The sequence below is a fragment of the Thalassobacillus devorans genome (assembly GCF_011761345.1).
Lineage (GTDB): Bacteria > Bacillota > Bacilli > Bacillales > Halobacillaceae > Thalassobacillus > Thalassobacillus devorans.
Window position 1 is genome coordinate 170,108 of the sequence record NZ_JAASRY010000001.1, and the last position, 11,746, is coordinate 181,853.

Below are 11,746 nucleotides of genomic sequence, written 5' to 3' on the forward strand. Positions count from 1 at the left end.
AGAAGGGGCTAGGCGAGATCCCGCAGGGCTTTTTTGCCCGAGGAAGCTCGCCAGATCCCCCGCAGGAAAGCGAGTCGTTTCACAGTCCATCCCTTACCTTTCGGTAACGGACCCAACTATCTCGAAACTGAGTCTTCAGCAGTTGGGAGCTTTAATGTAAGATCAACAAGGAGATTTTAGAGAGCCATTTCAATAAGAAATAGAAGATGGGCAACACTAAAAAATAGTTAGAGAAGTATTGGCTTGCGTTAAATCGCAATGTGGCTCAGTTAGGACGGTTAGTGTTCACGTTAAGTAACAATTTCCTCACTCACACCAGACGCAACCAAAGAAATGTTCATTTCAGTTCCATTAATATACGATAATTTGATAAACTACTACCATGCATTTGAAAGAATAATTTTTATTGACAAAGTGTATTCAGGCAATTACGATATAACGGTCAAAATGAATCGGCTTGAATAAGGGGAGGGATTTCTGATGGAACATTTAGAAGTAGATGAACGGGAAGAAATGTGGGAAAAAGTGCAGGAGGCCCTGCTGAATGATCAGATCGACCAGTTCCGTGCTGAATTCCTGGAAATGCATCCTTATGACCAAGCCAGCCTGTTTGAAGAAATGGACGTCGAAGTCCGTAAGAAAGTCTACATGTATCTGTCTCCAGAAGAAATATCCGAAGTGATGGAGCACATTGACCATGAGGATGTTGAACCGTTCTTCGCCGAGATGGATCCGCGGCTTGCCTCGCAGGTGCTGGCAGATATGTCGACGGATGATGCCGTTGATATTCTGAATATGTTAGATAAAAACAAAGTGGCAAGTTTTCTAACGATCATGGATGATGAAGATTCCGACGAGATTAAAGACTTGCTTCACTATGAAGAGAAAACAGCTGGTAGTATCATGACTACTGAATTCGTCGTCGTGAAAGCTACGATGACCGTCCGGGAAGCGATGCTTCATCTCCGTCGGGAAGCACCGGATGCAGAAACGATCTATTATACGTATGTGATTGATGAAGATAAGCACCTGGTCGGTGTAATTTCTTTGCGTGATTTGATTATTGCAGAGGATGAATGGCTGATTTCTGAAGTAATGAACGAGCGGCTTGTATCCGTCGCTGTTGGGGAAGATCAGGAAGAAATTGCCCGTATGTTCCGGGATTATGACTTCCTGGCACTTCCGGTAGTCGATTTCCAGAATCATCTTTTAGGGATCATTACTGTCGATGACGTCCTGGATGTAATGGAAGAAGAAGCGAGCGATGACTATTCCAAGCTGGCTGCGATTTCTGATGTTGACAGTCCTGATGATCATGCTTTTGCTTCAGCCAAAAAGAGGCTGCCGTGGCTGGTCATCCTGTTATTTTTAGGAAGCTTGACAGCAAGCTTGATTGGCCGGTTCGAAGATACACTAGATGTCGTGCCGATACTTGCTATTTTCATCCCGCTTATTGCCGGGATGGCTGGTAATACTGGTACACAGGCACTTGCAGTCGCAGTCCGCGGTATGGCAACAGGAGAGATCGATAAGCAAGGAAAAAGAAAAATGATCATGAGGGAAGCGGCAACAGGTATTATTACCGGAGCTTCCTGTGGATTATTAATCATGGTTATCATTTATTTCTGGCAAAACTCCATTTATCTTGGATTACTGGTCGGATTATCGATTTTTGCTACATTGATTGTCGCGACACTTGCGGGTTCGCTCGTTCCTTTAGTCATGGATAAACTGAACATTGACCCGGCTGTCGCTTCCGGCCCGTTCATCACGACAATCAACGATATCATCTCGATTCTTATTTACTTCGGGATGGCGACAGCTTTCATGAACTTACTGATATAAATGGAAAGGGGGACGAGTGAATGGAGCACGGCGCTTCCGTCACCTCATTAGTTATTGTAATTTTAGCAGCATTCCTTACACCAATTCTCATGCATCGACTCAAGTTAAAAGTGATCCCGGTGGTTGTGGCTGAAATCATTGTTGGTCTCATTATTGGAAAGAGTGGTTTTGATCTCGTCGATACGCATGGGAGCTGGATTGAAATATTATCAACACTCGGGTTTATTTTTCTAATGTTCCTGAGTGGTCTGGAAATCGACTTTTCGATATTTGGTAAGAAAAAACAATCAAAACAGCCAGCGAACAAAGATGCTAATCCGCCGAACCCGGTCTGGGTCGCGACGCTGGTCTTTATTGCTATCTTTGTTATTTCATTTGGATTATCCTATCTGTTCGTAGTAGCAGGTTTCATAGACAATCTATTCCTGATGACATTAATCATCTCAACCATTTCTCTGGGTGTTGTCGTTCCGACCTTAAAGGAAGCTCAAATGATGAAGTCGACGATTGGCCAGACGATCCTGCTGATTGCTGTCATCGCTGACCTCGTCACCATGATTTTGCTTGCCGTCTTCGTTTCCATCTACGGAGAAGGCGGAGGAAACATGTGGCTGTTGTTATTATTATTCGGGGCTGGTGTCCTGTTTTACTTTGTTGGAAAACATTACCGTCACCAATCGTTTATGGAGACGATGACAAAAGGGACAATCCAAATCGACACCCGGGCAGTTTTCACATTAATTATCCTGCTCGTTGCTATTTCTGAAACGGTAGGCGCGGAAAATATTCTTGGAGCCTTCCTTGCTGGAACACTAGTATCCTTGCTGTCCCCGAACCCGGAGCTGGTGAAGCGGATGGACAGTTTTGGCTATGGATTTCTGATTCCGATTTTCTTCGTGATGGTCGGTGTGGAAATTAATATTTGGGAACTATTCAGTGACAGCCAAGTGGTTCTATTGATTCCATTGCTATTGCTTGCGCTGTTCATATCCAAAATCGTACCGGCGTTCATTTTACGTAAATGGTACGACTGGAAAACGGTATTGGGTTCCGGTTTCCTTTTGACTTCCACGCTTTCACTCGTTATCGCGGCAGCGACCATTGGTGAACGGGAAGGCATGATCGATAAGCAGATGGAAGGAGCGTTAATCCTTGTAGCCGTATTGACTTGTCTGATTACACCGATCGCTTTCAAAAAGATTTACGGACGGTTTGAAGAAGAAAGTCATAAACAGCTGGTTTCCTTTATTGGTTCCAACCGAATGACATTGCCGGTTGTCCGCGAATTAGATGAATCACAATATGAAACACACCTGTATCATACGAAAGTGGATAAAGTCGATGAAAATATCAGCCGTTCATGCTTTGACATTCGTGAGCTGGAAGATTATGATCTCGAGCGAATGAAAGAGATGGATGTCTTTAATGTGGATATTCTCGTTGTCTCCACTGGTGACCAGGCGAAAAACGCAGAAATCGCGAAGTTTGCGAAAAACGATGGAGTCGAACGGGTCATCGCCCGTGCCGAGTCGCCGGATTTGGAAAAAGAATTGTCTGAACTGGGCATCGATGTCTTCTCGGTGATGCTGTCGACAAAAGCGCTGTTGAAAGCGATGATCGTTGCACCGGATGTCGTCGAGATTTTAACCGATCAGGATAGTGCCCTGTTCCAGATCAATATGAACAATCCGATGTACCATCGAATGCGTCTTCGGGAGTTCCCATTCACCGGCGACGTCATCATGGTCCGGATTTTCCGGGGCGAAGATTCGATCGTGCCTCATGGCGATACCGAACTAAAGCTTGGCGATCATTTGATTGTGACCGGATCCACCGAGTATGTGGAAGAACTGAAAATGCAGTTGGAATTCTGTGAATACTGCTAACGTTTAAATGAACCGCAGCTGTGCCGGCAGCTGCGGTTTTTCTATAGGTAAGGGAATGGAATTAATTTCTGTTTCCAATTAATCATGATTTGTATTTGTGGAATCTTTCCGCTAAAATAGTAGCAGGTACTAATAACAAACCATAATACTCATAAAATCACCTCAAGGAGGTTAATAGGATGAATTTTTCTTTAGAAGGTCGTACATACGTCGTGATGGGCGTAGCGAACAAACGAAGCATTGCCTGGGGGATTGCGCGTTCATTGCATGATGCAGGTGCACGTCTGATTTTCACTTACGCAAATGAGCGTTTTGAGAAGCCGGTAAGAGATCTTGGTGATTCATTAGAAGGCCAGGAATCATTGTATTACGAATGTGACGTCACAGACGATGAAGCAATTAAGAAGACATTCGCTGAGATCAAAAATGATGTGGGGACGATTCATGGTCTTGCTCACTGCATCGCGTTTGCAAATCGCGACGAGCTGAACGGCGAGTATATGAACGTGACACGTGACGGCTTCAAGCTGGCACACGATATCAGCGCGTATTCCTTGACGGCTGTAGCAAAAGAAGCCTATCCGCTGATGACCGAAGGTGGAGGAATCGTTACACTTACGTATCTTGGCGGGGAAAAAGTTGTTAATAACTACAATGTCATGGGTGTTGCAAAAGCGAGCCTTGATGCGAGCATGCGTTATCTGGCTAACGACCTTGGGAAGCATGGCATCCGCGTCAACGCGATTTCTGCTGGTCCGATCCGTACGGTTTCTGCAAAAGGTGTCGGCAGCTTCAACACGATTCTGAAAGAGATCGAAGAGCGCGCGCCACTGCGCCGTCCGGTGTCCCAGGAAGAAGTCGGCGATACAGCTTACTACCTGTTGAGTGATCTATCCCGCGGTGTGACCGGGGAAATCATCCATGTGGACTCCGGTTTCAACATCATCGGATTTTAAATTTGATTAGGAAAGCTTGAGGTGAACCCACCTCAGGCTTTTTTTATATCTAGGAAATTATAAAAGTGGGCTCCATCCAGCTCCAGCGCCTACCCCCTCAAGGTCTTAAGTCAATCCTCTCTGTGATTAGAAAAACTTGGCTTATCGCCAATGGTTTATGGCGAAAGCCTTAGTTTTACTTATACTTTAAACCTTTATAAACTTAATTGGTCTAAAGTACAAAAAACGTCACGGCGAGGCTTGTCTTAAGCTTGTCGGGGGTGAGCAAGGCGCTTGCGCTTTTGTTCTTAATCAAAAACAGGGCTGAGACCGAGCGGGACTTTGTACAGAATAGACCTTACGCTTTCAAAAATCTAATTCAATAGCACATTTCCGGAAATCTGGGCATATATATGAAAAGACGGAAAACAGGCTAAGGAGGGAGTACATCTATGAGCAAGCAGCAGAAGCTTGTACAGAAGCCTATGCTTTATATTACCCAGCCGGAATTCGCTCCTAGCGAAGCGCCGATGCAGACGACCTATCATGGCAAAAAGCGAATGAAAGAGGAAGGGAAACAGGCAGAAAATAAATCAGCAGATGCCGGAGTGAAGCGGGAGAGACAGTACAGCCAGAAGGAAGCTCAGGCGAACAAGGAGCCAGAAGAAAAAGCTGAGACAGAAGCTAAGGAGTCAAAATCCCGGTCAGCTCGGGACCGGAGACAGCGTTTCCGGGATATGACGTTAGAAGAAAAAGTGACATACTTTGTCAATCTTCCATCCCAGATTCCAAAGATGAAATGTGAGGTAGTGACCGGCGAAGAAAAGTACCGCGGGTATATTAACAATTATCAAGACGGTATCGTTTATATGAAAACATTTAAGCGTCCATTCCAAAAAGAAATCGACTTTAGAGAGATTGAAGATATAAGTTTGATCGGTTTTTAAATGAAGAAGCCGCGCCCTTAACGGACGCGGCCTTATTCATGGTTTCATTAATCGAATGCGTCGATTGCTGGAAGACAAGTCACGTGGCAGAAGCAGTCAAGATCAACGCTGATGCAGATGCCTGTCGTGCGCAGGTTGCCTGTTTTTTGGTCAACTGGATCTTTCGGATTGTCATCGTTATCGCTTGGGTCACGCAGGAGTTCAAGTGTTGCGCAGCAGTCTTTGTCGACATCTTTGACGCGGAAGAAGAAACTACCAACTACGTCGCCGATGTGGTTTCGTGGTGCACCAAAACCTTCAAACGGCTTGCAGTTGCCTTTGCAGTATAACAGTACTGGAACGGTGTCCAGGTTATTGCCTCCGGTTTCTCCAAGTAAATCATTAATGGATTGCTCGCAACCAGTGTCACAGCACATGGATACGACATCTTCCTGAGCATCTACGATCTCGCGCAGGATGTCACATACGCAGTTACCTGAGTCATGTTTTTTTCCACAGCCCATTTATATTCCCCTTTCGTCTGGTATTGACGTATTGTCTTTAATAGAATATGAACTCTTGCCCTGATGGTGTGGGCATTTGTCGAGTTTTTATCGAATCGTCTGGGGAAAATGTGGAGTTGAAGCCCATACATATGTACCGAAGAAACATAGACTAATAAGGAATATTAGTAGTTAAAGGAGAGGAAACATATGTGTGATAACTGCAGCCATAAACACTATTATAAAGTGAACGAATTGATCGTTAAGGCTGATAAAGTCATCATCAAATCGGATAAAGACCATCACCACGATCGTCGTGGCCGCGATGATCGCCGTGATGACCACCATGATCGTCGCCGATCCCCATTGTTCGGAGGACGCCGTCACGATCACATGGAGAGCAGTTCAAGAAGGGGCGAACGTGATGAGAGAGTCGATCCTATTTTCGGTCGTCGCCGCCTTCATGATGACATGGAGAGCAGCTCGAGAAGAGGGAGCGATGATGAGAGAGTGGATCCTATTTTCGGCCGCCGTCGTCATAATGACATGGAGAGCAGCTCAAGAAGAGGGCGCGGCCATCATGACCACATGGAGAGCAGCTCAAGAAGAGGCGGCGAAGATCGGGAGGATCGCAAACACCACCGCGGACCTTGGTTCTAAGATTAGTCCCATCCACTGGATGGGTTACATAAAATATGCTGACAAGGAGGCTGATCGTTTGGAATGGACTTGGATGCATCTTATTTTACTGACTTTGGCCTGTTTCCGTCTGACCCGGCTAATCGTCGATGACACCATCACCGAGTGGCTGCGGGCGCCTTTTCATCATTATCTAGAAGAAACCGATGAAGCGGGTAACGTGGAGGTTTTTGTGGAAGCAAAAGGAACGGGGCTGCGGGCGTTTATCGGAGAATTACTGAGCTGCCACTGGTGTACAGGAGTCTGGGCGAGCGGAATGCTGCTAATCGGCTGGGCATTTGTTCCTTATTTCGACTGGTTGGTCGTGTGGCTGGCGATCGCGGGGGCTGCTTCCATCCTTCGAGTCGCATTGGATATTTGAACTACATCGGTCCGCCAGAAGAGAATATGATGTAGTAAAAAGGAATGATTCCAATGCATAAACAATCAGGCAAGCAAGGGAAGCCAGTGAAAAGGCCGCGGAAAAAGAAAGGTTGCGGCTGTGGAAAGAAGGCGAGATCATGAATTTCCGTCACATGCGTAAAATGATCGATGAAATTGATTATATGATCACGTCCAAGCCGAATTTGAAAAAACCGGAAAAGACTATGGCTGAGTTTGAGCAGATGATGGTCTCTCTGGAAAAGCTGCTGACGAAACAAATCGGCGAGTTCGAAAAGAAGACAGAAAGCAAGCATGACCGAATCAGGAAATTTTTTGAATAGCCCCCGTAAAAGGGAGCGCTTCCACGTATATATATAGTAAGTTATGGGTATGTATTCTGTAAGGAGGGGAGCTCCATGGGCTACACGTTACCAGTATCGATGTATCAGTATGATGATTACCAAGAGCGAACCGTTAAACCGAAGGCATCACCTTTCCAGTATGCCAATGTCCACAAAGTGACATTGGATAACCGTCATCTGCAGATGCGGGATATGGCGAGGACGAACAAAAAAATACCGAATAAAAATAAAAAACTGCATGCACCGGATGATATGCATGCGGCTTACTCGGAAAAAGTTTATGCCGAGCTGACAGGAAAAGGACGACACTTCAGCGAAACTATTTAATAGGTTTGCTGAAAGGAGTCGTTCTTTTTTATGGAAATGAACCAAATCAATGCGCATTGCTATTATTTTCATAGTGCGGTTAATATCGGATATGTCCATAACGGGGAAGAGGGGATGATCATCGATGCGGGGATTGATAAATCAGCCATCAAGAAAGTGATCAAGGGTCTGAAGGAGCATGCCCTGCCTGTCACCCACTTGTTCATAACCCATGCCCATGCGGATCATTATGGGGGAGCACAGTACCTTCAGGAAAACTTCGATGTCCTTACGATCGCCCCAAAGTTCGAATCGGCCATCCTGGAAAATCCATCTCTCGAGCCGCTGTACTTGTTCGGGGGTAATGACCCGCTCGATGAATTAAAAAATAAGTTTCTGGAAGGGCCCCCCGTCCGGATTGATGACCAGGTGGGGGAAGGAAGTTTTACATTCGGAACATTCGACTTGGAGACGTACTTGCTGCCAGGTCACAGTTACCACCAGCTGGCTGTTAAGGTATTTGATGTGTTATATGCGGCAGACAGCTATTTTGAAGCGGCTCAATTGGAAAAACACAAAATCCCGTATATTACGGATGCAGCTTTGACGATCGAAAGTCTGGAGCGTCTGAAAGAGATTCCGTGTGATGGTGCTGTGCCCGGTCATGGAAAGTATGAAACGGATTTCAAAACAACTGTACAGAAAAATATCGATTACCATGTCGTACTGCTTACCTGGCTTGAGAATTATATCGACGAGCATCCGAATGGGGTCAGTCATGAAAACATTATCGCTGCCATGTGTGATTCATTTGGTGTAGAAAATAACCAGCTTGGGCAATGGCTGTTGTACAGGACCGCTGTCACTGCTTATTTGATTGGCGCTGTCAAAGAAGAAACGATTAGTTATGCTATTGAAGGTAACCGCTGGATGTTTAAAACTGCATAAATAAATACACCCCGGGTCCTCCAGATATTGGAGAGGGCTCCGGGGGACTTTTCTCAGTTGTAGGGGAGGACATACAGGTCCTCTCCTTCTTTATATTCGGCGAATAAGACATCGGTATAATCTGATATTTCCTGCTGTTGCAGCTGGGTCATCAGCCATTTTTTATCAAAACCTGCTTCTTTCAGGTTGTCCCAAAGCACTTCACCATCACTAATAAATGCCATTGGCAGTGGGGTTGGCTCCGGGGCAAGATTCAAGTCGCTGCGCGTCGGGTTTTGATCCATTGTTTTTTTCAATACAGAAATCGATCCGTCTGTCTCGAGGACGGCATATTCGACTTCGCGCAAAGAAAAGACATCTTTCGAGCGCAGCAGATGCTGAAGCTGATTTATGTCGAGTTTGTTCTTTTTCAATTCTTCGCGAACGATTTTTCCTTTATGAATGACAATGGAAGGCTGTCCTTCTAGAAAACCCCGTGTCGCTTTTACTTTTTCTGTTAAAATTTCTGTAACATACATCAGGACACCCCATACGAGGACGGCGAACCCGATTTGCCAGACGCCGACTTCAGGATCGTAAAGTGCATTGCCGACCAGTTCACCGAGTATGATAGCTGAAATAAAGTCAAAGGGGGTGAGCTGGGTGATTTGCGACTTTCCAAGTACCTTGGCCAAAAAGAATAAGGCAGCGAAGCCGAATGAGGCTTCTATTAATATGCGTAAATAATCCATCATGATCACGTTCCTTCTCCTCTGCTCTTAACATTGTAGACAGAGAAAGATGGACCTATACAAAAAACCTGGAAGATATTTCTCCTCCAGGTCGAAAATCAGTCTAGTTTTTTTATCATGGTTACATGCGGAATGCCGGCATCCATGAATTCCCCGGAAATCGTTTCGTAACCGAGGGAACGGTAAAAATCTTCGGCATGGGTTTGGGCGTTCAATTTCGCCTGTTTCAACCCTTCTTTTCGGATGCGTTTCTCCATCGCCTCGATTATCTGTTTCCCGAAGGACTGTCCGCGGAAATCCTTCTGGACGCAAATTCGTTCCAGCTTTCCATTTTCATTCAGAAATCGGAGACGGGCAGCTGCGATCGGCTGTTTGTTTTCATAACCGACGAAGTGGACGGCTGTATCATCGTGCTCATCCAGTTCAAGGTCTTCCGGTACTTGTTGTTCCTCGATAAAAACCGTTCGGCGAACGCCGAAGGCATCTTTCAATTGCTGCTCATTCTCGACGTTTTCAATTAACATTCTATCACCCTTCACCAAGGACGAAGGTTTCATAGACCGTCCAGGAGCCATTTTCCAATTGATATAGCAGCTGGAAACGATCGACTGTTTCTTTCAGTTCGAATCCACCCATTCGAAGACTTCCGTATACATCGGAGAATTCATCATCTGAAAGCTTCTGTGCGATCGTAATATGTGGCACATAAGAATGCTCGGATTTACCTGGCAGCTTTGCTTCCAGTTTTTCATTAATCGTCATGATTACCTCTGCCGGTTCTACCTTCAAGTAGATCGCATTCGTGACAGGAGCAAACGAGCTGACCTTGTTGATTTCAATATCAAATGGGTTTGTTTCTTTCGCGATTTCTTTCAAATGCGGTACCATTTCCTTAATTTTGTTATCCTCTGCTTCAAATGGCTCCTTCAACGTGATATGTGGTGGAATCAAGGCATAATGCGGGTCATATCGTTTACGGTAGGAGTTTGCGACATCCTGGATTTTTTTCGGTGGAAAAATGGCGATACCATACTTCATTGGAAAACCCTCCTAAATATAATATTGCTGATTATATTTCGTGTTGAATACAAAGTCGGTCGGTCAGTTTTAAGCTGTAATTATTATATCAAAAATTACTTTTTCGTACATAGGCTTACGGTCGGAACATTGTCATAAGCGCACGCTCCATGTCCTGCTGCCAATATTTCCACGTGTGCTTGCCATCGAGCTCGTGGAAAAAGTATGTGAGCGGCTTCCTGTTGAGGACGTCTCGAAGCTCATGATTCGGTGACACAAAATCCTTCCGGTCCCCATCTGTCGTCGGTACATCGGTTTCTTCATTGCCGATCGTATGATAGATGGCGAGGGAGGAAAGATCCTTGCTGTTCTGGACTTTTTCCATCACACCTCTATTAACGAACGGCGATTGCATGATGACGTTACCGAACGTACTCGGATATTTGAGAGCCGTCATCAGGGACACTGTTCCGCCAAGGGAATCCCCCATCAGCGTGCGGCCGCTGCCCATATGGTATCCCGGCAGCTCTTCATCGAGAAGCGGGGCGACCTCATTCACAAGAAACTTGATATAAGCATCCTGTTTCTCGCCATTCGGATGGTATTTGTCCTGACGGTCATATTTATCTTTATAATGAATGCCGACAAAAATGGTGTCAGCAATTCGCTTTTTTTCATGAAGTTTATCGCTCAACGTCGCGACCCGGCCCATTTGATAATAGTCGTCACCATCCTGCATGATCGCGATATGATACTTATAGAGCGGCGAATAATTCTCCGGCAGATAAACCTTCAGGGTCAATGTTTCATCTAAATAAGAACTATTAATCTCAAAATCCTTGAACGTACCAGCACGTCCCAAAACGAACACCTCCAAAAAACGACAACTTTTCTATAAATGTAATATACCTATTTTATCATATCATTTTCAAAAAAGTAGAACAGGTCTGACGATTGTCATGGAATTGAAAACTCTTCAGCGGAAGCGTAAGAGTCCGAGCTGCCCGCGGAAGAGAGGTTTTCTGGTAATAATAAAAAAATGTTGATTAGTTATTGACACATAAATGAAATCATATTATATTAGTACATGTCCCATTCACGAAAACTTCATCCCATGATTCCGTAGCTCAGCTGGGAGAGCGCCACCTTGACAGGGTGGAGGTCGTTGGTTCGAGCCCAATCGGAATCACTTACCAAAGTGCCGAAATGGCGCGGTTTCTCACTA

At 45.2% G+C, this 11,746-nt stretch carries 14 protein-coding genes and 1 tRNA gene; 10 read left to right on the top strand and 5 right to left on the bottom strand.

The genetic code is table 11. From position 1 onward, the window contains the following. The first annotated feature begins 480 nt into the window (after positions 1-480). From mgtE to FHS45_RS00930, 4 genes are all read left to right on the top strand, one after another. Positions 481-1,845 (top strand): magnesium transporter, encoded by a 1,365-nt coding sequence (mgtE, locus tag FHS45_RS00915; RefSeq protein ID WP_062444442.1) that lies wholly within the window; start codon positions 481-483, stop codon positions 1,843-1,845. A 20-nt stretch (positions 1,846-1,865) separates the two neighbouring features. Next, the gene (locus FHS45_RS00920) at positions 1,866-3,731 is read left to right on the top strand and encodes a monovalent cation:proton antiporter family protein (protein WP_062444445.1); all 1,866 of its coding nucleotides are present in this window, start codon (positions 1,866-1,868) and stop codon (positions 3,729-3,731) included. A 179-nt stretch (positions 3,732-3,910) separates the two neighbouring features. After that, complete coding sequence (gene fabI, locus FHS45_RS00925) at positions 3,911-4,687, top strand: enoyl-ACP reductase FabI (protein WP_062444447.1); 777 nt, start codon at positions 3,911-3,913, stop codon at positions 4,685-4,687. A 431-nt stretch (positions 4,688-5,118) separates the two neighbouring features. Continuing rightward, positions 5,119-5,613 carry a CotO family spore coat protein gene (locus FHS45_RS00930; protein WP_062444450.1) on the top strand — a complete coding sequence of 165 codons (495 nt, stop codon included), beginning with the start codon at positions 5,119-5,121 and terminating at the stop codon, positions 5,611-5,613. Positions 5,614-5,660: 47 nt separating this feature from the next. Here the strand turns inward: FHS45_RS00930 and FHS45_RS00935 are convergent, their stop codons facing one another. After that, entirely contained in the window at positions 5,661-6,116 is a 456-nt protein-coding gene (locus tag FHS45_RS00935) for a CotY/CotZ family spore coat protein (RefSeq protein ID WP_062444452.1), read from the bottom strand. Between the two features lie 189 nt (positions 6,117-6,305). Between FHS45_RS00935 and FHS45_RS00940 the strand changes: the two genes are divergently transcribed. The 5 genes from FHS45_RS00940 to FHS45_RS00960 all read left to right on the top strand — a co-directional run bounded on the left by FHS45_RS00940 (position 6,306) and on the right by FHS45_RS00960 (position 8,773). Further along, positions 6,306-6,755 carry a hypothetical protein gene (locus FHS45_RS00940; protein WP_148350079.1) on the top strand — a complete coding sequence of 150 codons (450 nt, stop codon included), beginning with the start codon at positions 6,306-6,308 and terminating at the stop codon, positions 6,753-6,755. A gap of 73 nt (positions 6,756-6,828) precedes the next feature. Further along, entirely contained in the window at positions 6,829-7,155 is a 327-nt protein-coding gene (locus FHS45_RS00945) for a DUF1360 domain-containing protein (protein WP_062447715.1), read from the top strand. A gap of 139 nt (positions 7,156-7,294) precedes the next feature. Beyond that, a complete protein-coding gene (locus tag FHS45_RS00950; protein ID WP_062444454.1) occupies positions 7,295-7,498 on the top strand; it encodes a hypothetical protein in 204 nt (67 codons plus the stop codon). A gap of 75 nt (positions 7,499-7,573) precedes the next feature. Beyond that, positions 7,574-7,846 carry a hypothetical protein gene (locus FHS45_RS00955; RefSeq protein ID WP_062444456.1) on the top strand — a complete coding sequence of 91 codons (273 nt, stop codon included), beginning with the start codon at positions 7,574-7,576 and terminating at the stop codon, positions 7,844-7,846. 30 nt (positions 7,847-7,876) lie between these two features. Beyond that, positions 7,877-8,773, top strand: a complete 897-nt coding sequence (locus FHS45_RS00960) for an MBL fold metallo-hydrolase (protein WP_062444458.1) — start codon at positions 7,877-7,879, stop codon at positions 8,771-8,773. Positions 8,774-8,826: 53 nt separating this feature from the next. Here FHS45_RS00960 and FHS45_RS00965 read toward each other — a convergent pair whose 3' ends face one another. The 4 genes from FHS45_RS00965 to FHS45_RS00980 all read right to left on the bottom strand — a co-directional run bounded on the left by FHS45_RS00965 (position 8,827) and on the right by FHS45_RS00980 (position 11,383). Then, on the bottom strand, positions 8,827-9,504 hold the full coding sequence (locus FHS45_RS00965; protein WP_062447717.1) for a YetF domain-containing protein: 678 nt from the start codon (positions 9,502-9,504) through the stop codon (positions 8,827-8,829). Between the two features lie 98 nt (positions 9,505-9,602). Beyond that, positions 9,603-10,043, bottom strand: a complete 441-nt coding sequence (locus tag FHS45_RS00970) for a GNAT family N-acetyltransferase (protein WP_341829881.1) — start codon at positions 10,041-10,043, stop codon at positions 9,603-9,605. Next, positions 10,033-10,542: a YjcG family protein gene (locus FHS45_RS00975; RefSeq protein ID WP_062444463.1), complete on the bottom strand. Its 510-nt coding sequence runs from the start codon at positions 10,540-10,542 to the stop codon at positions 10,033-10,035. The genes FHS45_RS00970 and FHS45_RS00975 overlap by 11 nt, the downstream gene beginning before the upstream one ends. 115 nt (positions 10,543-10,657) lie before the next feature. Then, entirely contained in the window at positions 10,658-11,383 is a 726-nt protein-coding gene (locus FHS45_RS00980) for an alpha/beta hydrolase (RefSeq protein WP_062444465.1), read from the bottom strand. A 254-nt stretch (positions 11,384-11,637) separates the two neighbouring features. Between FHS45_RS00980 and FHS45_RS00985 the strand changes: the two genes are divergently transcribed. After that, positions 11,638-11,710 (top strand) — tRNA-Val (locus tag FHS45_RS00985). Positions 11,711-11,746: the final 36 nt, after the last annotated feature.